The sequence below is a fragment of the Pseudomonas sp. W15Feb34 genome (assembly GCF_023127765.1).
Taxonomy (GTDB): domain Bacteria; phylum Pseudomonadota; class Gammaproteobacteria; order Pseudomonadales; family Pseudomonadaceae; genus Aquipseudomonas; species Aquipseudomonas synxantha_A.
The window spans coordinates 47,922-70,855 of sequence record NZ_SPKN01000012.1 but is presented as its reverse complement, the minus strand read 5'-3'; the positions used below and the strand labels follow the sequence as shown (position 1 = coordinate 70,855).

The window sequence follows — 22,934 nt, the reverse complement described above, 5'->3', positions numbered from 1 at the left end:
TCCAGGAACCGTCATCGATGGAACATCGTGAAGCGCTGCTTGCGCTGCGAACCTTTCTTTCTACGCAGATTCTCGGCCAGGAAAAACTCATCGATCGCCTGCTGATCGCCCTGCTCGCCGACGGCCATATGCTGGTCGAAGGCGCACCGGGGCTGGCCAAGACCAAGGCGATCAAGGAGCTGGCCGAAGGCATCGAAGCGCAGTTCCATCGTATCCAGTTCACCCCCGACCTGCTGCCCGCCGACATCACCGGCACCGAGATCTATCGCCCGGAAACCGGCAGTTTCGTGTTCCAGCAGGGGCCGATATTCCACAACCTGGTGCTCGCCGACGAAATCAACCGCGCCCCGGCCAAGGTCCAGTCGGCCTTGCTTGAAGCGATGGCCGAGCGCCAGGTCAGCGTGGGCCGTAGCACTTACGAGCTATCGCCGCTGTTTTTGGTGATGGCCACGCAGAACCCCATCGAGCAGGAAGGCACCTACCCTCTGCCCGAAGCCCAGCTCGACCGCTTCCTCATGCACGTCAAGATCGGTTTCCCGGACGCCGCCGTCGAACGGCGCATCCTGCAACAGGCCCGCGGCGAAGCGCTCAATGGCGAAACCAAGCCTGAGCGGCGCGTCAGCCAACAGGCGATCTTTGCCGCCCGCAAGGAAATCCTTGGCCTGTACATGGCCGATGCGGTAGAGGAATACCTGGTGCAACTGGTCATGGCCACGCGTACGCCTTCCAAGTTCGACCCGGAAATGGCCGAGTGGATCGCCTATGGCGCCAGCCCCCGAGGCTCCATCGCCCTGGACCGTTGCGCCCGCGCCCACGCCTGGCTGGCCGGTCGCGACTTCGTGAGCCCCGAGGATATCCAGGCGGTGCTGTTCGACGTGCTGCGTCACCGCATCATCCTGTCGTTCGAAGCCGAAGCCGCCGGGATCGACCAGGACCGCGTGGTGCAACGCATTCTTGACGTTGTTGCCGTCGCTTGAAGCCGATGAACGCCAGCGATGGTATACGCGTAACCCTCAGTGAACTGATTGAGATGCGTCACCACGTGCGCGAAGTGCAGCTGTTCTCCACGCCCGGCCAGCGCAGCCCGTTGATCGGCCTGCACCACTCCAAGCTGCGCGGGCGCGGTGTGGACTTCGATCAGGTGCGGGTGTACCAGGCGGGCGACGACGTGCGCACCATCGACTGGCGCGTGACAGCGCGCACCCAGGAACCGCACACCAAGTTGTTCCACGAAGAACGCGAACGGCCGATCTTTATCATGGTGGAGCAAAGCTGCCGTCTGTTCTTCGGCTCGGGGCAGATGTTCAAGTCGGTGCTCGCCGCACAAGCGGCCAGCCTGATCGGCTGGGCGGCCCTGGGGCATAACGATCGGGTCGGCGGGCTGGTGTTCGGCGACAGCGAGCACTACGAAATCAAGCCTCGACGCAGCAAACAAAGCCTGTTGCAGCTGCTTAACCGCCTGGTGCGGGTCAACCAGAGCCTGAACACCGAAAGCCGCCCCGAAGCTGATGCCCTGGGCATGGCCTTGCGCCGTGGCCGTGAAGTGTTGCGACCGGGCAGCCTGGGAATTGTGATCTGCGATGAACGGGCGCTGACTGATAGCGCCGAGCAACAGCTGAGCCTGCTGTCGCGACATTGCGACCTGTTGCTGCTGCCCATTTCCGACCCGCTTGATCACGCCCTGCCCGCCGCCGGGTTACTGCGCTTCGCAGAACGCGGCGCACAGCTGGAACTGGACACCCTGAACATTGATTTGCGCCAGGCCTACAAAGCCCAGGCCGAAGCGCGTATCGCCCGCTGGGAACGGCTCGCGCAAAAGCTGCGGGTGTTGTTGATGCCGTTGAGCACACAGAGTGAAATGGTCGAGCAACTGCGCGAGTACCTCAACCCGCAACGCCCGGTTAAAAAACAATGAGCAGCCTGGACCAACTGCAACCGCTGATCGCCCCGCCGGCCATCGGCTTCTGGCCGCCTGCGCCCGGCTGGTGGCTGTTGCTGCTGGTGATCCCGCTGCTCGGCTGGGGCCTGTGGTGGTTGCGCCGCTTCCTGCCAACCCGCCGCCCCGTGGCCCGCGCCGAACAACCGCTGGACCCGCTGCGCATCGCCGCCCTCGCCGAACTGGCCTTGATGCCCAAGCCCTACGACGGCGCGCCCGCAGGTGCCTGGCTGCAACAACTCAACGGCCTGCTCAAGCGCCTGTGCCGTAACGACTACCCGTATAGCCAGAGCCATACCCTCAACGGCCGCAAATGGCTGGCCTTCCTCGACAACCGCTGCCCCGCCGCCGGCCTGACGCGCTGGATGGTACTGGTGGAAGGCGCCTACAAGCCCGAATGCAAACTCGACGACAAAGCTATCGCCGGCCTGACCCAGGCTGTCGACACCTGGATCCGCAAACATGTTTGAGTTCGCCTGGCCGTGGATCTTTACCCTGTTGCCATTGCCCTGGTTGATGCGCCTGATCCTGCCCGTGGCCGACAGCGGCGAACCGGCATTGAAAGTCAGCTACCTGAGCGACCTCGAAGGCTTGGCCCGCCGTCGCGCCCGCGCCAACCTGCCAGGCTGGCGCCAGCAGGCCCCCTTCGTGGTGCTGTGGCTGCTGCTGTTGACTGCCGCCGCACGCCCGCAATGGCTGGGCGAGCCTTTGCCAATTGCCGCCAGTGGCCGGGACTTGCTGGTGGCGGTCGACGTGTCAGGCTCCATGGATTTCCCCGACATGCACTGGCAGGGTGAGGACGTGAGTCGCCTGGCCCTGGTCAAACACCTGCTCGGGGACTTTCTTGAAGAACGCGAAGGTGACCGCGTGGGCTTGATCCTGTTTGGTACTCAAGCCTACCTGCAGGCACCGCTGACCTTTGATCGGCGCACCGTACGTACCTGGCTGGACGAAGCGCGTATCGGCATTGCCGGCAAGAACACCGCCATCGGCGATGCCATTGGCCTGGCCTTGAAACGCCTGCGCCAACGCCCGGCGCAAAGCCGTGTGCTGATCCTGATCACCGACGGCGCCAATAACGCCGGGCAGATCGACCCGTTGACGGCAGCGCGACTGGCGGCCGAAGAAGGCGTGAAGATTTACCCGATCGGCATTGGCGCCGACCCGGAGCAAACCGGTTCCCTGGGCATTCTCGGCGTAAATCCGAGCCTGGACCTCGACGAGCCGGCGCTCAAGGCGATGGCCGAGGCCACCGGCGGTCAATATTTCCGCGCCCATGACGGCGAGGAACTGCAGCAGATCAAGGAGACCCTCGACACCCTGGAGCCCGTCGAACAACAACCCACCCAAGCGCGACCGGCCCAGGCGTTGTACAGCGGCCCGCTGGCGCTGGCGCTGATCTTGAGCCTGTTGCTGGTGATCCAGGAACGCTGGCCCAACAACGCCTTGCAACGCGGGTTCAACAAGCTGTCGAGCAAAGGGATCTTCCTGCAACAACACCCTGAATGGCGCCAGCGCCTCAAGCGCTTGCGTTTGCGGAGACGTCGATGATCGCCCTGTGGCCGCACTGGTTCCGGCCCTGGTGGCTGTTGCTGCTGCCGCTGCTCGGCTGGTTGCTGTGGCAGTTGTGGCACCGACAAAAGCGCGCCGGCCGCTGGCAGATGATCCTGCCACCGGCCTTCCATGCCGTACTGCTCAGTGGCGGCAACGGCCGCGAGAGCAAATCGCCGTGGGTGCTGCTGGGCATCGCCTGGCTGTTGGCCGTGCTGGCGTTGCTGGGGCCCAGTTGGCAACGGGTTGAACAGCCCAGTCAGAAACCCGCTGACCCGCTGGTGGTACTGCTGGAACTGACCCCGGAAATGCTTGCCACCGACAGCCCGCCCAACCGCCTGGAGCAGGCGCGGCGCAAGCTGTATGACCTGCTGCAAGCACGCACCGATGCGCAAACCGCCATCGTCGTGTATGCCGGCAGCGCCCATACGCTGGTGCCGCTGTCGGACGACCTGGCCACCAGCCGCAATCTGCTGGAGGCCCTGCGCCCCTCGATCATGCCCGAGCCCGGCCATCGCGCCGATCTGGCCGTGGAAAAAGCCCTCGGCCTGCTCAAGCAAGGCGGGCTCGGCCAGGGGCGCCTGCTGCTGATCGGCTCCTCGCTGTCGAAACAGGAGCGCCAGGGCATCCGCCTGCAACTGCAAAGCGCCCAGGCACCGCCCTTGTCGATCCTCGGCATCGGCAGCCGTGAAGGCACACCGGTGACCCAGGAAAGCGGCGAGTTCCTCAAGGACGACCAGGGCGCGATCCTGGTGCCACGCCTCGACAGCCCGACGCTCAAGGCCTTCGCCAGTGAAATGGGTGGCCGCTACCGTGCAGCGCGCCTGGATGACAAGGACCTGCGCCAACTGGGTATGCTCGACAGCGTACAAGCCCTGCGCAACGACGGCCAAGTGCTGCACCTGGACACCTGGGCCGATCAGGGTTACTGGCTGCTGCTGCCGCTGTTACTGCTGGCCGCCTGCGCCGGGCGTCGCGGCTGGCTGTTCTGCCTGCCTTTGCTGCTGCTGGGCGCACCACAACCCAGTTACGCCTTTGGCCTTCAGGACCTGTGGCTGCGCCCCGACCAGCAAGGTCAATACCTGCTCAAGCACAAGCGCCCAGCCGAAGCCGCCGAACACTTTCAAGACCCGCAATGGCAAGGTGTAGCCCTGTACGAAGCCGGCAATTACGCCGAGGCGATCAAACGTTTTGCCCAGGGCAACGACGCCTATTCCCACTACAATCGAGGCAATGCCCTGGCCAAAGCCGGTGAACTCGAAGCCTCTATCGACGCTTACGAGCAAGCCCTGGAAGCCCAGCCCGATCTGCAACCGGCGCTGAAAAACAAGGCCCTGGTTGAAACCCTGATGCAAGAGCAAGCCGAGCCCGAGCCGACCCAGCCTGCAAAAAACGAAGATGACGAAAGCCCCCAACCCGGCCAAACTGCGCAACCGGGGGCCAGCGGGCAAACGGGCCAGAGTGGCGAACAATCGCCCCAGGGCCAGGGCGAAGCCAGCAGCGGTGAAACTCAGGCCGGCGCCACCCCACAGCCAGGCCACAATGAAGTGCCGGGCAGCGAACTGGGCGACGAGCACACTACCACGCCGCCCCTGCGCCCTGTCGACACCCGCCTTGAAGGTGAACGCCGCCAGGCGCTGGAGCAATGGCTGCAAGAAATCCCGGACAATCCCGGTGAGCTGCTGCGGCGCAAATTCTGGTACGAACAGCAACAACATCAGGACACGACTCGATGAGCCGCCGCACCACCCTTTTGCTTCTGCTCGCGTTGTCGGCAGGCCACGCCCAGGCGGCGAACCTGGTTGCCAGCGTTGACCGTAACCGCCTCAACTCCGGGGAAACGGTGGAGCTGACGGTGGAGTCCAGCGATGTAACCCAATTCGGCAAGCCGGACCTGTCGCCCCTGGACGCACAGTTTGAAGTCAGCGGCACCCGCCAGATCAACCAGCTCACCACCCTGGGCGGCGATAACCACGCCACCACCCGCTGGATCATCACCCTGCTGCCCAAGGAAAACGGCAACGTGATCATCCCGCCGTTGCAAGTGGGCGCACTCAAGACCCAGCCGATCACCCTGCAAGTGGTCGAAACAGCCAGCCAGAACACCAGCACCGAGCTGGCCCCAGTATTTATCGAGGCCAACCTCGACCAGACCGCCGTGTACGTCCAGGCCCAAGCGCTGTTGACCGTACGCGTGTACCACTCGGTATCGCTGTATGACGACAGCAGCCTCACGCCCTTGCAGATTCCCGATGCACGTGTCGAACAACTGGGCGAGTCGCGTACCTATGAGAAGGTCATCAACAGCATCCGCCATGGCGTGATCGAGACCCGCTACGCTGTCTACCCGCAGCACAGCGGCACGGTGGTGATTCCGGCGCAAACCTTCAGCGCTACCCTGGTGGAGTCGCGTCCACCCCAGGAAAACACACTGCAGGGCACCAAGCCGGGCAAGATGATCCACGTCAGCTCTGCGGCCCTGCCGTTGACGATCAAACCCAAGCCGGACCTCTACCCCGCCGACGCTCCCTGGCTGCCGGCGCGCAGCCTGACCCTGAGCGAAGGCTGGAACCCTACGCCGGACCACGTGCAGGTCGGCGACTCTCTGACTCGCAGCCTCACCGTGCAGGCCGAGGGCTTATCCAGCGCACAGTTGCCGGCGCTGCCCAGCGCCGACGTCAACGGCCTGCGCCGCTACCCGGACCAACCGGTACTGGGCAACCAGACCAGCGACCGCGGCCTGATCGGCAGCCGTGAAGACCGCGAAGCCCTGGTGCCAACCCGCGCCGGCGAGCTGGAACTGCCGCCGGTGGAAGTGGTGTGGTGGAACACCCACGAAGATCACCTGGAACGCACAAGCCTGCCGGCGCGCACTGTGCAAGTGGCGGTCAATCCCAGCCTGGTGGTGGACGCACCCGCCACGCCGACCATCATCACTGCACCCGACGATGAGCGCCTGTGGCTGTGGCAACTGAGCACACTGATCCTGGCATGCACCACGTTGCTGGGCTTCGGCCTGTGGTGGCGCGCCCGTCGGCAGCCGGCCGTACAGCGCGCCGCGCAAACCGGCCCGAGCCCGCGCACCCTGCTCGACGACCTCAAGCGCGCCACCCAGGCCAACGATCCGCAAGCCACCCGCCAGGCCCTCGATGCCTGGGCGCGTCAACAGCCGGAAACCCTGGCCGACATGGCGGCGCGGTTTGTGCCATTGTCAGATGCCCTGGATGGCTTGAACGGCGCGCTGTACAGCGAAAGCGGCCAGTACTGGCTGGGTGAAGACCTGTGGCGTGCGATCAAGGCCATCCCCGTGGCCGAACGCGAGCAGGACCCGGCGACCGACACCACCAGCTTGCCGCCGTTGTATCCCAAGTAATACCGCAAACTCATGTGGGAGGGGGCTTGCTCCCGATGGCAGAGTTTCAGTTGATACATCTTTAACTGACCCACCGCTATCGGGAGCAAGCCCCCTCCCACAGTTGCCCTGTGTCGCCTGTTCGACATCCATCTGGATGTTAGTGATTACGGCGCGGCACCTTCCATTCACGATGGGGGAATTTGTACAGATAGTTCAGGTTATCCATATCGAACCGGCCATCTTCCTTGCCGGGGCCACCAAAGAAGCTGATGCCGATATCCAGCTTGCGCAGCAGTTCGGGGCGTGACAACAACTCCAGTGCCGTGTGGTGTGCCTCTGGAGAAAATGACCTGTCGCTGGCTATCAGACCGGCCGCTTCTTTCAATTCATTGAAGTTTACGTAGCTGTCTGTCGCCCCGGCGGCGAACTCGCGAAAGTGGTCGCGGACCAGCCCTATCAGTTGCCGGTCGGTCACTCCACCAAAAGGACGCGCGTGAGGGGCGCCGGCTTGGGCCTCAGCGCTTCGCGCTTGCCGATGGCTGGACGAGGGTGAGGTTTTTTCAGGGTTCACCTGCTGAGGCATCACGTGAAAAGGACTAATAGGGGATGCATTTATTGAAACTGTCATGGTGAGTCTCTGATTCCGAAGGTTAATTAAGGCGTCCACGTGAGTGTGTGGTCCTCCCCTGTCCAACCGTTCCCCACGGCTGGCGCCCAACGCGACATGGCCCGCGCAATGGCCTGCCTGCCCCCCCACCCCCGTCAACACCCATAACCCCTGTGGGAGGGGGCTTGCTCCCGATAACGGTGGATCAGCCAATTAATCCATATCTGATTCACCGTCATCGGGGCAAGTCCTCTGCTATATCGGGTCTGGGCCACTTGCAGGCACTGTGTGCGTGTTTACAGGTAAACTCCCCTCCTTTTCATCTTCTCCACGGAGTTCGCCTTGCGTCTGTTTCACACCTCCGACTGGCACCTGGGCCAAAACCTCCACGGCCAGGAACGCGACTTCGAACATGCCTGTTTCCTTGAGTGGCTGCTGGGCCAACTGAAGGCCCAGCGCCCGGATGCGCTGTTGATCGCTGGCGATATCTTCGACACGGTCAACCCGCCGCTCAAGGCCCAGGAACGCCTGTATGACTTCATCATCAGCGCCCATGAGCAAAACCCGACGCTGACGATTGTGATGATCGCCGGCAACCATGACTCCGGCTCGCGTATCGAGCTGCCCGCGCCGTTGATGCGCCGCCTGCGCACTCATGCCCTGGGCCGGGTGTTGTGGCTCGACGATGGCCAGTTGGACGCCGAACGCCTGCTGATCCCCTTGCCGGATGCCAAAGGCAAGATTGCCGCCTGGTGCCTGGCGCTGCCATTCCTGCGCCCGGCGGAAGTTACCGGTGCGCATCTGGGAGACGACTACTTGCGGGGTATCGGCCAGGTGCATGAATGGCTGATCGCCGCCGCCAATGCCAAACGCAAAAAAGGCCAGGCACTGATAGCCATCAGTCATGCGCACATGGCCGGGGGGTCGGTATCGGAAGACTCCGAGCGCAGCCTGATCATCGGCAATGCCGAGGCACTGCCGGCCAGCCTGTTCGACAAAACCGTCGGCTATGTTGCCCTCGGCCACTTGCACAAGCCGCAACAGGTCAATGGCGAAGAGCGCATTCGCTACAGCGGCTCGCCGATTCCGCTGTCGTTTTCCGAGATTGGCTACAAGCATCAGGTGCTCGACGTGACGTTCCAGGGTGAACGGCTGGTGGGCGTCGAACCGCTGCTGATCCCCCGTTCAGTCAACCTGCAACGTCTGGAAGCCGCACCGCTGGCGGACATCCTCAAGCAGCTGCGCGACCTGCCGGACATCGACCTGCTGGCCGAAACCCAACGTCACCCTTGGCTGGAAGTGCGGGTACGCCTCGACGAACCACAGCCAGACCTGCGCCAGCAGATCGAAACCGCCCTGCAAGGCAAGGCCGTACGCCTGGTGCGCATCGCCGCCGAATACGCCGGCCAGCGCGGCAACAGCGAAAGCGACGATGAGCGCTTGATCGAACTCGACCAGCTCACGCCCCAGGAATTGTTCAGCCGTGCCTGGCAGGACAGCTATGGCAGCGAAGTGGATGAACAAACCCTGAAGGATTTCGCCGTGCTGCTCCAGGAAGTGCAACAGGAGGGCGAACAGCCATGAAGATCCTCGCTATCCGCCTGAAAAACCTCGCCTCCCTGGCCGGCCCGTTCGAGATCGACTTCACCGCCGAGCCCCTGGCCAGTGCGGGCCTGTTCGCTATCACCGGGCCGACCGGCGCGGGTAAAAGCACGCTGCTTGACGCATTGTGCCTGGCGTTGTTCGGCGCGGTGCCGCGCCTGGGCGATACCGGCCAGGCCAAGATGCCGGACGCCGACACCGATATCTCCATCGGCGATCCGCGCACGCTGATTCGGCGCGGCACCGGCGGCGGTTATGCCGAAGTGGATTTCGTCGGCGTCAGTGGCCGTCGCTACCGTGCGCGCTGGGAAGCCAACCGCGCCCGCGACAAGGCCAGCGGCAAGTTGCAGAACAGCCGGCAAAGCTTGATCGACCTGGACAGCGAGCAACTGCTGGCCAGCCAGAAAACCGAATACAAGACTCAGCTTGAGCTGGCCCTGGGCCTGAACTTCGAGCAGTTCACCCGTGCGGTGTTGCTGGCGCAAAGCGAGTTCAGCGCCTTCCTCAAGGCCAATGACAATGAGCGCAGCGAACTGCTGGAAAAGCTCACCGACACCGCGCTGTACACCCAACTGGGTCGACGTGCGTTCGACAAGGCCAAGGAGGCCAGGGATGCTCACAAACAGCTACAAGACCAGGCCACCGGCGTAGTACCCCTGGCACCTGAAGCTCGCGCCGAACTCGATCAACAGTTGGCCGAGGCCCAGCAACAACTCAAGACTCAGCAGGCCCAGCTCAAGCAGTTGGAGTTGCAGCACACCTGGCTCAAAGAGTTGCGTGAGTGGCAAGAGCGCCAGCTCAGCGCCGTCGAACAATTGCAGCAGGCCCAGCAGCAGTGGGATAGCCAAGGCCCGCAACGCCAGGACCTCAATCGCCTGGAGCAATTGGCACCGCAACGTCATCACTTCCTGCGCCAGGCTGAACTCGGCACCCTGCTGACGCCACTCGCGGCACAGATTCAGCAACAGCTGGAGCAGCAAGTCGCCCTGCATACCCGCCAGGACCAGGCGCAACAACAGCAAGTGGCCGCCCAAGCGGCGCTGGCCGACGCCCTGAAAAACCAGGCCGAGGCGGCTCCCCTGCTGCGCCAGGCCGTTGAAGAACAGAACACCCTCGCCCACTTGACCCGGGAACTGGCCAAGCGCAGCGAAGAAAAACAACAACAGCAAAGCGCCTGCAACGAAGGCCACGCCCTGCTCAAGGGTTTGCAAGACACGCAAACCCAAGTCGCCGAGCGCCTGCACCGCCTGGCTGCCGAGCTTGAGCACAGCACCGCCCTTGCCCCGCTGAGCGAAGCCTGGAACGCCTACCGCGACCGTCTGCAACAGCTGATGGTGATCGGCAATCGCCTCAACAAGGGCGAGGCCGAACTGCCGCAACTCGAACAGCGTGCCAGCGCCGCCGCCGATCAGTTCACCCAACAGCGCGAAGCCCTCGACCTGCTCTATCAGGAAGCCGGTGCCGAACCCCACGCGGTGGCCGAGCAAATTCAGTTGCTGGCCAGCCTGCTGCAGGATAATCGCAAGCAACAGCGTGCTTTCGAAGACCTGGCCCGCTTGTGGGACAGCCAGCAGCAACTGGATCAACAGACAGCCGCGCTGACACAACAACTCGCCGATGCCGCGCAACGCCGCGAGCGACTGAACCAGAGCGGTTTGCAAACCAAGGCCGAACTCAGCGTGGCCGAGCAAACCCTGACGGTGACCAAGCAACTGCTGGAACGTCAGCGCCTGGCCCGCAGTGCCAGCGTCGAAGAGTTGCGCGCGCAATTGCAGGATGACCAGCCCTGCCCGGTGTGCGGCAGCCACGAGCATCCGTATCACCAGCCCGAAGCCCTGTTGCAGAGCCTGGGTCGCCATGACGAGAACGAAGAAGCCACGGCGCAAAAGGCGGTCGACGACCTCAAGGAAAAACTCAACGAACTGCGCGGTGAAGTCGGTGGACTGATCGCCGAACAAAAGGAGTTCCTGCGCCAACAGGAACAGCTGGCGATACAACAGCAAGGCCTGGCACAGAGCCTGGAGGCCCATTCACTGTCCGCCTCGTTGTTCAATCAGGACGCGGCCAAACGCAGCGGCTGGCTGGCTCAGCAACTGGCCCAACTGACCCAGAGCCTCACTCAGGACGAACAACGCCAGGACGCCCTGCTCAACCTGCAACAAAACGCCGGGCGCCTTCAGCAGCAGTTGCAAGCCGCTCAGGAGGCCAGCCAGCAAACCCGGCAGTTGCTGGTGGACCAGCAACGGGAATTGGCCAAGGACCGCGAACGCCTCGACGCAGAACTCGCCACCTTCGCCACCCTGTTGCCCACCCAAACCCTGGAGGGTTTGCGCAGTGCGCCTGCGGCGACCTTCATGCAGCTCGACCAGCAGGTCAGTCAACGTCTTGAGCAGTTGGGCCATCAGCGCGATGAACTGGCCGAGCAGCAGGAGCGCCAGCAGGCCATCGAGAAACAGCAGACCCACCAGCAACATCGCCAGCAGCAACTCGACGCGCTCACACTGCAAGTCACCGAAGTGGCCTCACAGCAACAAGCTGTTCAAGAAAAACTCAGCGCCTTGCTGGGCGACCACGCCAGCGCCGAACACTGGCAGCAGCAACTGGAGCAGGCCGTCGCGCAGTCACGCCAAAGCGAGACCGACGCCAACCACGAGCTGCACACCGTGCACACGGCCCTGGTCCAACTGGCTGCGGACATTAAGGCCCAGCAGGACCGCCAGCACGCGCTGCAAGCGGAACAACAAGCGCTTGAAACACGCATCAATGAATGGCGCACGCTGCACCCCGATCTGGATAACCAGGGCCTGTCACGTTTATTAGCCTTCGATGAGGCTCAGATCGCGCAGCTACGCCAGGACCTGAACAGCAGCGAAAAAACTGTCGAGCAAGCCAAGGTGCTGCTGCAAGAGCGCGAACAGCGCTTGGCCGAACACCAGGCCTTGCACAACGGCAATCTCGACGCCGATCAACTGGACCACACCCTGGCGGCGCTCAATCAGCGGCTGGCCGAAGGCGAGAAGCATTGCGCCGAACTGCGCGCCCGCCAAGCCGAAGATCAACGCCGCCAGGACGCCAACCAGGCCCTGGCCGAACAGATCACCAAGGCCTATGAAGAATGGCAGCGCTGGGCGCGCCTGAATGCGTTGATCGGTTCGGCCACCGGCGACACCTTCCGCAAGATCGCCCAGGCCTACAACCTCGATTTGCTGGTGCATCATGCCAACGTGCAGTTGCGCCAACTGGTGCGCCGCTACCGGCTTAAACGCGGCGGCAGTATGCTCGGGCTGTTGGTGATGGACACGGAGATGGGTGACGAATTGCGCTCGGTGCATTCACTGTCCGGTGGCGAAACCTTCCTGGTGTCGTTGGCGCTGGCCTTGGGCCTGGCGTCCATGGCCTCAAGCACCTTGAAGATCGAGTCGCTGTTTATCGATGAGGGTTTCGGCAGCCTTGACCCCGAGTCCCTGCAATTGGCCATGGACGCTTTGGATGGTTTGCAGGCTCAGGGCCGCAAGGTGGCGGTGATCTCTCACGTTCAGGAAATGCACGAGCGTATCCCGGTGCAAATCCAGGTCAAGCGCCAGGGCAATGGCCTGAGCACCCTGGAGGTCAAGTGAGCCAGGCGCTGCTGTATTCGTTCCGGCGCTGCCCTTATGCAATGCGGGCGCGATTGGCGCTGCGCTATTCAGGCGTGCCGGTGGACATTATCGAAGTGAGCCTGAAAGCCAAACCGACCGAGATGCTGGCGCTGTCGCCCAAGGGCACGGTGCCGGTGTTGAGCGTCGAAGGCCGAGTGATCGAAGAAAGCCTGGAGATCATGCAGTGGGCGCTGGCACAGCACGATCCCGAGGATTGGTTATTGCAGGGTGAGCCTGCGGTATTGGCGCTGATTAGCGAGAACGATCAGGTGTTCAAACATCACTTGAATCGATACAAGTACGCCGAACGCTACCCGGAGCAACCGATGGAACATTATCGGGCCGAGGGCGAGGTATTTTTGCGCAAGCTGGAGGGTTTGCTGACAGAGCGGGAGTATTTGCTTGCCGATCACCTGAGCCTGGCAGATGCGGCGCTGGTGCCCTTTGTAAGGCAGTTTGCCCATGTGGATCGCGAGTGGTTTGCGGGGACGCCGTACTACCGGTTGCAGGCGTGGCTTCAGAAATTTCTGGAGTCACCGCTGTTTATTGCGGTGATGGCAAAATCTTAAGTCCAGACTCAATACAATGTGGGAGGGAGCAAGCCCCTCCCACATCAGGCCTCTATTGTCTGAAGCTCAGTGCTGAGTCTTGTGATCCAGCGCTGCATAGAAATTGGCACTCTGTTGCAGGTATTTCTGGGTGTAGGCCGTGACACTGGATTTCTTGTCAGTGACTTCCACACTGGCGCTGGCAGGCAATGCCACGGTGGCGGAAACAGCGGAAGCGGCGATGATGGAGAAGAGATTCAAGTTCATGGCGGTAACCCTTGTGTTCGTTTGGTTGAGTGGCCGGTGGAGGCCTTGGAACCAAACTTACGCCCGAGGGTTGGACCTTAGAAATGCTTTGAAACAGTAGCCGCTATCAACCGAATTAATACAAAGGCTCAGGCCCCGCACTGCGGGGCCTGTGGCTTATTCACGCACCAGGAACTTGAGGTCGCTGGGGGCATCGATCGGCAATTGCTGCACGGTTTTACCCAACAAACCGGTCTTGGGGTCGCGTTCAACCACCACGATTTCATTGCTTTTCTGGTTGGCGATCAGCAGGAACTTGCCGCTCGGGTCGAGGCTGAACTCACGAGGGTGATCACCTTCGACAGAGCGACGCTGGATCTCCTTGAGGTGCGCGGTGGCCGGGTCGATGCTGAACACCAGCAACTGATTGGCCGTACCGCGGTTGCTCACGTAGAGGAACTTGCCGTCGCTTGACGCATGCAGCGCCGCGCCGGCTTTGTCGGACACCGGTTGGCCAGCGGCATAGTCCAGCAGTTGGGTTTGCGTCAGCTTGCCGTCGCTGTAATCGAACACCGCGACCTGAGCGCTCATTTCGGTGGTCAGCCAGGCGTGTTTGCCGTCGGCGCTGAACAGCAAATGACGTGGGCCGCTGCCGGGTGGCAGTTGCACCGAGGCCGGGTTGGCCGGCGTCAGCGGCAATTCGTGATTGGCCTTGGGATCGTACTGGTAGACAAACACTTTGTCCGCGCCCAGGTCCTGCACATATACGTACTTGCCATCCGGTGACGACACCACGGAATGCACGTGATTGGACGCCTGGCGCTCAGGATTTACCCGGCTGGCCGGATGCCCGCTCAACTGCACCGGGGCCGACAGCTTGCCCTCGGCGCCTATCGGCAGCACCGCCAGGCTGCCGCCCGGGTCTTCGAGTACCGAATAGTTGGCAACAAACAGGTGACGCCCATCGGCGGCGACGCTGGAATGGGTCGGCTCGTTGCCCAGGCTCTGCACCTGGTTGATCAGGGTGAGCTGATGATTTTGCGGGTCGATGCTGTAACTGCTGACACGACCCACCGGGTCTTTCTGGCCTGGACCGTTCTCGTTGACCACAAACAGGTACTTCTGGTCCTTGGAAACCGTCAACCACGACGGGTTGGCCGTCTTGGCAGCCAGCACCGGCTTGCCGCTGAACTGCCCGGTGCGGCTGTCGAATTGCAGGCGGTAGATACCTTCGCTGGTGCCGGCGGTATAGCTGCCCACCAGCAGCTCATAGGTGTCAGCCGGTGCAGCCTGCACCGACATGGCACCGACACTGCCCGCCATCAGCAAGGGCCAGAATTTACGCATCATCATCGGCTACATCCTCATCGTTATTGTTGCCGGTGAAGGCGCTCATGCAGATCAAGCGGTGCTCGCCCGATTCACCGGTAAGGGTCCAGCTTTGCAGGGTGCCGTCGAACGTGGCCGCCTGCACCTGGGCCAGGCTGAACGCCCAGCGTTTTTCTGCACGGCCGTCCATGGCGGTGATCAGCAACTTCTCGTTATCGAGTTCGAAGTCAAAGGCGTGCAAGCCATCGATTTCAAGCATGTCGCTGGTTTCAAGGGTGTCCGGCAGGGTGGCAGATTCGGCAGTCATCACATCAGTCGTTCAGAGGAAAGACCTCATGATAGGCCAAATTGTTGCATCGGCCTAAACGCTGCGTTCAACCATCGGGGGCGTTCACATGCCGCCATAATTACTCCCCCCTACGTCGGACTGCGCATTATCAGCTTTTGCCGCTGATACAGCGTTGCCGGAAACAGCTGATTACTCATTGTTCATTTGACGGTTAAGCACCGGTCGTTAATTTTCGCTCGCCTGTTCGCTTTAGGCGTTCAGGGTCAAATCGCTACGCCGAGCAAGATCTCAACGACAAGGAAGCTACACGATGATCCATGGAAACCACCCTCCAAGACTTTCCGACTACACCTTGAGCCCCGTACCGCTCCCCCCCGTTACCCACAAGTCGGGGAAAGTGCTTGAAATACCCCCTGGCAGCCACTCCGAGGCGTCGCTCCAAACGGACCACGATCAATCACTGCGCAGATCCCGGCGCGATACCAGCGTCCATTACGAAACATCGCCTCGGTCGTCATCGCTCAGATCCGGCTTGAACTTTGTGCCGCTAAGCCCAACGCCGGCCGCTACGGTCTCAACGCCGCAGCCCGCTGCCGACATCACAGCCAATACGGTTGCACACCAGTTCGCTGGCCGGCCCACGTTGCGCTCAGTGGTGTCGAACCTGCTCAGCGACGCCATCAAAAACCTGTATCCCACCCTGGCGTTTGACCCTCGATACACAGCGTTGGCCGAACCCATTTCCAACAATCCCCCCCAGTACTGCTTGACCCCTTTGCTGGACGTAGCACTCAAGCACCTGACCCGCGACGGCGAGCTGGACTTTACCGATAAACACTCACTGGCCTGCACGCTGATTGATCAAGCCACGGGCCATATGCTCAAACCGGGGCCCTTGGCGGGAGCGCTGGTGCCGGGCATTGATATGCAAGCCATCGAATTGATCATCCGCAGCCTGCGAACCACTCTCAAAAGCGGTTTCGAACAAGCGCTGGTTCGCCACTTCAACGGCAACGCCTATAACACCCAGGACATCCCCAACCTTGAGACAAACCGTTGGCTATGGCTGAGCGACACACTCAGGGACACCTTGCGAACCGCCGCATTGAAACAACCCGGGCTCACCGACACGCAACGCGAGACTCTCGATCAGCTCGCCACCTACCCGGATCAAGTGCACCGCCAAGCCGCAAAAGGCAACGCAGCGGCCAAGGTATTTATCCTCGACACCACCGTAAGCCATGGCGCCAGCAATTCAGCTCAACTGAGCCCGGATCTGTTGATCACACGAGAAGTCGACGGCCGTACGCAAGTGCTGCATACCACCCCCGCTGGAGTCGTCACACCGTATGACTCGTTGCAAGCATTCGGCGAAGCCTGGGGGAGAAACCTGGAGAAAGTGTTTGTTTTCGACAGCCTGAATTGGAAGCGCCAGGAAATCGATACAAACATTTTTGATACACAAGCGGCGCTCATCCTCAATGCCATGGTGGAAAACGTCGCATCCATTGAGCTCCCAACGTCGGGCACGCCTGATCAACTGGAGCAGGCCTTCTTCCGTGCAAGCGACCCGAGCCCCTGGTTCACCGGAGCCTATGCTGCAAATGCGGCCGAGCTTGGGCGGCTGCGCGATAATTTGCCAGGCTGGCTCAAAAACGCCAGCGAAGCAGATCGTGACACTTACCGGCGTCACTCGTTGGCACTGGCCAGCAGCGTACAACGTAACAACGGCCGGACGTTTCTCGACGGCATTCCCGATATCCGCACCTACGCCCAGCAGCAACTGGACGAGCAATTGTCCGGTAAGGGCTACACGGCAAAGGATGTGGAGGTGGTGTTCAAGGTCGCCGTGGGTAATCTGGGCAGCGGCTACATCGAGCGGGTGAAGATGAGCCTGGTGGATATGGCTCTGAACAATCTCGCCGGCTTGCCCAAGGGCGAGATGGAAGTCCATCTGCGTGGGCAACCGGTCAGCGATCCGCAAATGCCGCAGATGCTCAAGAACCTGATCAGCAGCGTGGATATCGGTCGCCACTACCCACAACTGCTCAATCGCGAACTGCTCAGCGAGACCCAGCAATCCCGGGACCGGGCAGCGCGTTTTGTCGAGCAGGTACCGATCCAGCTCGCCATGCAGGCGCTGGAGCTCAAGCTCAAGGGCGAAGCCAGCATGAGCGCCCAGGGTTACCGCTTTATTGAAGCACTCACCCAGCCCGGTGCGGGCAGCAAACAGGTGGACGGACAGGAGATTACCGTGCGCCCCCTGGCATTTGTGCGCAAACCAGGGGCAACGCCAGACGTTGTCGACAACATGTTCATCATCGAACCAGTGGCCGGCACCAGCGGCCCACATATTCTCTATCGTGCGCAACTGAAGCCCGCGTTGCTGGAGTTTGCAAGCCGCGACGCGCTGCTGGAAGCCATCCGCCAGCCGGGTGCGTTGCAAGACAGCGTGCTGGCCTGGTTGAAGGATGACAAGGTCAGAGCGGTGTATGGCAATGGCGGTTTTCGCACCCCCAATATTGCACGCTTCACCGTATTCAATGAGTTCGACCCACCCACCACGCCCAAGCCCACCACCCTCGCCGTCGACGGCTATGCTGAGGCCACCACGCTACGCCAGGACCAGCTCAACGGTGGTCTGTTCACGCATTGGTTCCGATCCAACGCCAACAGCCTCGTCACCCTGGCGGAAGGCCAATCCACCTCCGACGCTGAAAGCCGCTGGGCCTCGCACAAGGAACTCGGTTGGCTGCTGTTCAACACGTTGCTGCCGGTATTGCGCGGGCCGGGGGCTATGGCGGGCTGGTTACTGCAATTGGCCAACAGCGAAGAAGACATCAAGCGGCTCTCCACATCAAACGACCCGGACCCGACGTCGGCAGTGGTCGACCTGCTGATCAACCTGGGCATGACACTGGGCCACGCCTCCAGCGCGGAACCCGGCAAACCGGCGCACACGTTTGAACGCTTTGAGCCAGACTCTAATCCCGACCGTCCCGGGCCTGGGCGCCGTGACACTCAAGAGCCCGTTGTTCACCAAGCTGTCATCCGCCAGGACCCGCTCCCCCCTGTCACCACCAGTTTCGGTGGCGACGGTGCGGCCATCGATATCCGCCTATCCAGCCCACGCGGACTAACCCCAAGCCTGCTCGCACACATAGAGTCATTCAAAGTTCCTGCGCCTCAGCACCCTGGTTCCCCCATCGCTGAAGGCAGCAAAAAAGGTCTGTATCAAGTCGGTGACAAGGTATACGCCAACATAGATAACCAATGGTTTCGCACAGCGACTGATTTGGACGGTACCTTCATCATCGATGAACAAAACAAGTCACGTGTAGCCCCCTCAATAAAGAACGATGCGCAAGGCAAGTGGCGCTTTGATGTGGCGCCCAAACTCAAGGGCGGCATGGAGAACGCTGACAGGGCGACGACCAGTTTCAATAAAGCGTTTCAAGCGAAACAGCAAGCAAATGCTGCTTTTCAGCGCCTCTATGCGAAAGTTGGAAAAATTGCAGAAAGCCATACAGCGCTAGTGACCAAAATCGAAGTTGACATCGAGCAGTACAAAAAAGCTCGATTGAAACTCAAGACGCTTCGCAGCCTGGCCGTCACACAACCCGAGCGATTCAATGAGCCTTATCGACAACAGTTGCAGCAGACCGCAGTATTGATGGGCAACCTGAATCAACAACTTCGGGCACTGAAGACGTTGACACAAACACTCGTGGACACCAGCAAAAGTGCCGTTGACGCCATCGCTCCCAAGAAAATTGGTGGCATTGACGACATCACCGAATTCCAGAAAGCGCGCTCCCTGGAGTACCAGTACACCCTGCAAGCCATATCTAAAGTCATTAACCTGTACGAGAGCCTGATGAGTGACACGCGCATCCACGGAGTAAGTGGTGCCTCGATAGGTGATCTGGACCAGACGGCGATGACCGGTTCCCTGGAGGCTTACGGCGAACTGACTGAAGCGGTAAAAAAGATTTATCTCGAAAATGAACAACTACTGGAGTCGACGCAGGTATTCAATTCCGTATTGGAACGTTGGAAAAGCGATTCGCCCTTTGGCAAAAACAAAGCAGAAGAATTCCTCAATCACATGACCGGCAGGCCACTTGCCCAACATATGCTAATAAATAAGTTGAACCGCCTGGCCTATCTCAAGCGACTGACCACGACATGGGCTGGGCTGTCAGAGGGCTCTAAGCATTTACAGATGAGCAGGCTGTTGCATGAAAACCTGAAAACCGAAATTGTCGCTTTCACGGAATTACGTAACTACAGTGGCTATACACTGAACGAACAAAGTGCCACCTTGAGTAGCGTGATTACCAAGTTCAAGCAGGTAATGAACGATAGTCTCCTGATGCAAGAGGAACACCCAGAGTTTTTTCGTGCCGAGTATCAGCAACGTTTCATCGAGGTGCTCAAAGAGCTCATCGCGCAAACGGAAGCCGAGTTGACCGACGTTGTCAAAGAACAGCAGGTTCTTATTCCTGCAGCGCCCGAGCGCAGCGCCCGACGGACCAAACCGCAGAATCAACGCGTGTTCAAAACCGAACATCAGGAGACGCTGATCGGCACCCTACGGGCACCGCAGGCAGGTCAAACCGTCAACATCATTGATGTGGTCGACCCCACTAGCGGCCAACCGATCGCTAGCTACAGCGAACATCCCGGTGAGCGCGGCTGGGTGAAGATAGTGCGGGGGCAGCCCGTACAACCGCCTCACGCATTCCCGCCCAAATCCCTGGCAAGCTACCGCAGCGAGGCTCAGCGGTTGATTGACGGCTTACCAGCCATAGAACAGACGATTCTTTTCCAGAAAAAGAAGCTTGAAGATCCCTCCAGGCGAAACACCGTCAGCCCCCGTGATTGGAACGATATGCTGGAAACCCAGGCCGACCAGCTCAAGAAGATCGCGCAACAAGCAGAAGCCAGCCAGGGCGCCAAGACGGAAACCGCCGAATGGATTGCACGCTGGCGTGCAGCTGCCGATGAAATGCTTCAAAAGGCACGCCGACACACCGCCGATGGCTATCTGGTACAAACGCCTACCGCAGAAAATGTCGACTATTTATGGCGCCATGGTTTTGTCGACATCAACCTGGTCCGACGAGACATCCCTACAAAAAGTGGCGATGTATTCACTGAGTACGCCGTACGTAAAAAAGGCAAGGTCGACGTATTGTGGTATGCCCACTTCCACTATCCAAAAATGGGCACTCCAAGGGCCGATCACACAGCGGCGCACCTGAAAATTCCGTCCCAGCGCACCAAGACCCAAAAGGACTTGATCGCCGAGGCGGGAAGCAACGGTATCGTGGAGCAAATCATCAAATCCAGAATTACGCCGCCTTTGGATGAAAAACTGTTTCTACAATTGTGAGTCCGATCGACTGATGCACGAAAAAAAACCGCACTACGTGCGTTTTTTTTTCAGGGCTCAGTGGGCAAACAATGAATTGCCCTTCTGCCCCGCAAGCTTCTCGGGCTTGATCAGAAACCTTGCCAGTGCCGGCAACAGCCACAGCGCACCAAACATGTTCCACAGCAGCATGAAGGTCAGCATCAAGCCCATGTCGGCCTGGAACTTGATGGCCGAAAAGATCCAGGTACACACACCAATGGCCAGGCACAGGCCGGTGAACAGCACGGCTTTACCGGTGGACTTCAATGTCTGGTAGTACGCCTCTTGCAGCGGCAAACCTGCACGCAGGAAACTTTCCAGACGGCTGTAGATGTAGATACCGTAGTCCACGCCAATCCCCACGCCCAGGGCCACCACCGGCAAGGTCGCGACCTTGACGCCAATACCCATGAACGCCATCAGCGCGTTACCCAGCACCGAGGTCAGCACCAGCGGCAGCACAATGCACAAAGTCGCCGCCCAGGACCGGAAGGTGATCATGCACATGGTCGCCACACACAAGTACACCAGGATCAGGATGATCAGTTCCGACTCCTTGATCACCTCGTTGGTGGCCGCTTCGATCCCTGCGTTACCAGCAGCGAGGATGAACTCCAGGCCGTCCTTGTTGTTTTCCTTGGCGAATTCCTGCACAGCGTGCACCGCACGGTCGAGGGTTTCGGCCTTGTGATCGTTGAGGAACACCAGCACCGGCGCCAGGGAACAGTTGTTGTTGTACAGGCCATCGGCACGGGCGATGGAGTTGTTCAGCACATCGGGGTTGCGCGACAGGGTTTCCCATTTCAGGTTGCCCTCGTTCATGCCTTTGATCATTTGTTTGGATACGGTCACCAACGAGATCGCCGACTGCACCCCCTCGGTGTTCTGCATCTTCCACATCAACTGGTCGATGGGCGCCATGGCTTCATAGCGCGAGCAGCCTTCGGCACGGGTCTTGACCATCACTACCAGCACGTCGGAGCTGGTGGAGTAGTTGCTGATGATGAAGTTGTTATCTTTGTTGTAGCGCGAGTCCGGGCGCAGTTCCGGTGCGCCTTGGTCGAGGTCGCCGATCTTCAGGTTCTGGCTGTACCACAGGCCGCCGCCAAAGGCGACCAAGGCCAGGAAAATCGAGACCGGCGCGACTTTCGGGCTGGCGAATCCGGACAGCAGGCGCCAGAACGCATGTTCACGGTTCGCATCTTTCTTGCTTTTGGCGATGGCGCGTTTGCTGATGCCAACGTAGGAAATCGCCACCGGCAGCAGGATCAGGTTGGTGAACACGATCACCGCCACGCCGATCGATGCGCCGATGGCCAGTTCACGGATCACGCCGATATCAATGATCAGCAGGGTAATAAAGCCAACCGCATCCGCGAGAATCGCGATCATCCCCGGCAGGAACAGTTGCCGGAACGTGCGGCGCGCAGCCGTCAGGGCGTTGTCGGCCTCACCGGATTGCAGGGCGATGCCATTGATCTTCTGTACGCCGTGGGAAATACCGATGGCGAAGATCAGGAACGGTACCAGCATCGAGTAGGGATCCAGCCCGAAACCGGCGGCATGCATCAGGCCCAACTGCCATACCACCGCCACCAATGTGGTGCTCAACACCGCGATGGTGCTGCGCAGGCAGTTGGTGAACCACAGCAACAGGATCAGGGTGATGCCAAAGGCCACGCCAAAGAACAGCACCACCATGATCAGGCCGTCGATCAGGTCTCCGACTTTCTTGGCAAAGCCGACAATGTGGATTTTTACATTAGGGTTTTGCGCCTCGAACTTGTTGCGGATCTTGTCCTCAAGCTCGTGGGAAAACTTCTGGTAGTCCAGGGCCAGTAGCTTGCCCTGGTCCTGCGGGTCCGGGTAGGACTCCAGCAACGGGATATCGACAATGCTCGACTTGAAATCGTTAGCCACCAAACGCCCGACCTGGCCGGACTTGAGCACGTTGTTGCGCAGTTGGTCGAGGCTTTGCGGCGAGCCGTTGTAGCTCTGCGGGATCACTTCACCGCCGGCAAAGCCTTCTTCGGTCACTTCGGTCCAGCGCACGCTGGGGCTCCACAGCGACTTGAGGCCCGAACGATCGACGCCGGAGATGTAGAACACCTCGTCATTGATCTGACGCAGAGTCTCCATATAGTCCTTGGTGAAGATATCCCCATCCTTGGCCTCCACCGAAATGCGCACGGTGTTGCCCAGGTTGGCCAGGTCACTGCGGTGCTCCATCATCTTTTCGATGAAGGGGTGCTTGAGGGGGATCATCTTTTCAAAGCTGGTAGACGGGCGAATCAACGTCGCCTGCCAGAACAGGAAAATACTCACCAGCAGGCAGATGACGATCACCGCCGGGCGATTGTTAAAAATCAGGCGCTCAAGAAAGGTCGCTTTATCGTTGTGATGACTGCTCATGC

15 protein-coding genes are annotated in these 22,934 nt (G+C 60.5%); 10 read left to right on the top strand and 5 right to left on the bottom strand.

The window, feature by feature from the left end:
* Positions 1–17 precede the first annotated feature (17 nt).
* From E4O97_RS06860 to E4O97_RS06835, 6 genes are read left to right on the top strand one after another with little or no spacing between them, the layout of a single operon-like run.
* A complete protein-coding gene (locus tag E4O97_RS06860) occupies positions 18–977 on the top strand; it encodes a MoxR family ATPase (protein WP_005787860.1) in 960 nt (319 codons plus the stop codon).
* A 5-nt stretch (positions 978–982) separates the two neighbouring features.
* Positions 983–1,915, top strand: coding sequence for a DUF58 domain-containing protein (locus E4O97_RS06855; protein ID WP_005787858.1), 933 nt, complete (start codon positions 983–985; stop codon positions 1,913–1,915).
* Positions 1,912–2,406, top strand: a complete 495-nt coding sequence (locus E4O97_RS06850; RefSeq protein WP_017136650.1) for a DUF4381 domain-containing protein — start codon at positions 1,912–1,914, stop codon at positions 2,404–2,406. Before E4O97_RS06855 ends, E4O97_RS06850 begins: the two co-directional genes overlap by 4 nt.
* Positions 2,399–3,487, top strand: a complete 1,089-nt coding sequence (locus E4O97_RS06845) for a VWA domain-containing protein (protein WP_032880830.1) — start codon at positions 2,399–2,401, stop codon at positions 3,485–3,487. The genes E4O97_RS06850 and E4O97_RS06845 overlap by 8 nt, the downstream gene beginning before the upstream one ends.
* Positions 3,484–5,223: a tetratricopeptide repeat protein gene (locus tag E4O97_RS06840; protein ID WP_248161006.1), complete on the top strand. Its 1,740-nt coding sequence runs from the start codon at positions 3,484–3,486 to the stop codon at positions 5,221–5,223. The genes E4O97_RS06845 and E4O97_RS06840 overlap by 4 nt, the downstream gene beginning before the upstream one ends.
* Positions 5,220–6,860, top strand: a complete 1,641-nt coding sequence (locus E4O97_RS06835) for a BatD family protein (protein WP_032880828.1) — start codon at positions 5,220–5,222, stop codon at positions 6,858–6,860. Before E4O97_RS06840 ends, E4O97_RS06835 begins: the two co-directional genes overlap by 4 nt.
* A 139-nt stretch (positions 6,861–6,999) precedes the next feature.
* Here the strand turns inward: E4O97_RS06835 and E4O97_RS06830 are convergent, their stop codons facing one another.
* Positions 7,000–7,470, bottom strand: coding sequence for a hypothetical protein (locus E4O97_RS06830; protein WP_177327417.1), 471 nt, complete (start codon positions 7,468–7,470; stop codon positions 7,000–7,002).
* A 321-nt stretch (positions 7,471–7,791) separates the two neighbouring features.
* On the opposite strand from E4O97_RS06830, the gene E4O97_RS06825 reads away from it, so the two are divergent.
* From E4O97_RS06825 to E4O97_RS06815, 3 genes are read left to right on the top strand one after another with little or no spacing between them, the layout of a single operon-like run.
* The gene (locus E4O97_RS06825; protein ID WP_078821214.1) at positions 7,792–9,033 is read left to right on the top strand and encodes an exonuclease SbcCD subunit D C-terminal domain-containing protein; all 1,242 of its coding nucleotides are present in this window, start codon (positions 7,792–7,794) and stop codon (positions 9,031–9,033) included.
* Positions 9,030–12,668, top strand: coding sequence for an AAA family ATPase (locus E4O97_RS06820; protein WP_248161005.1), 3,639 nt, complete (start codon positions 9,030–9,032; stop codon positions 12,666–12,668). The genes E4O97_RS06825 and E4O97_RS06820 overlap by 4 nt, the downstream gene beginning before the upstream one ends.
* Complete coding sequence (locus tag E4O97_RS06815; protein ID WP_078821212.1) at positions 12,665–13,258, top strand: glutathione S-transferase; 594 nt, start codon at positions 12,665–12,667, stop codon at positions 13,256–13,258. The genes E4O97_RS06820 and E4O97_RS06815 overlap by 4 nt, the downstream gene beginning before the upstream one ends.
* Positions 13,259–13,324: 66 nt before the next feature.
* On the opposite strand, the gene E4O97_RS06810 is transcribed toward E4O97_RS06815, so the two are convergent.
* From E4O97_RS06810 to E4O97_RS06800, 3 genes are all read right to left on the bottom strand, one after another.
* Positions 13,325–13,504, bottom strand: a complete 180-nt coding sequence (locus E4O97_RS06810; protein ID WP_005787847.1) for a hypothetical protein — start codon at positions 13,502–13,504, stop codon at positions 13,325–13,327.
* Positions 13,505–13,660: 156 nt separating this feature from the next.
* The gene (locus E4O97_RS06805; RefSeq protein WP_248161004.1) at positions 13,661–14,836 is read right to left on the bottom strand and encodes a lactonase family protein; all 1,176 of its coding nucleotides are present in this window, start codon (positions 14,834–14,836) and stop codon (positions 13,661–13,663) included.
* Complete coding sequence (locus E4O97_RS06800) at positions 14,823–15,119, bottom strand: DUF5629 family protein (protein WP_078821210.1); 297 nt, start codon at positions 15,117–15,119, stop codon at positions 14,823–14,825. Before E4O97_RS06800 ends, E4O97_RS06805 begins: the two co-directional genes overlap by 14 nt.
* Positions 15,120–15,642: 523 nt before the next feature.
* On the opposite strand from E4O97_RS06800, the gene E4O97_RS06795 reads away from it, so the two are divergent.
* Positions 15,643–20,499 (top strand): DUF6543 domain-containing protein, encoded by a 4,857-nt coding sequence (locus E4O97_RS06795; protein ID WP_248161023.1) that lies wholly within the window; start codon positions 15,643–15,645, stop codon positions 20,497–20,499.
* 57 nt (positions 20,500–20,556) lie between these two features.
* On the opposite strand, the gene E4O97_RS06790 is transcribed toward E4O97_RS06795, so the two are convergent.
* Complete coding sequence (locus E4O97_RS06790; protein WP_216091266.1) at positions 20,557–22,932, bottom strand: RND family transporter; 2,376 nt, start codon at positions 22,930–22,932, stop codon at positions 20,557–20,559.
* Positions 22,933–22,934 lie beyond the last annotated feature (2 nt).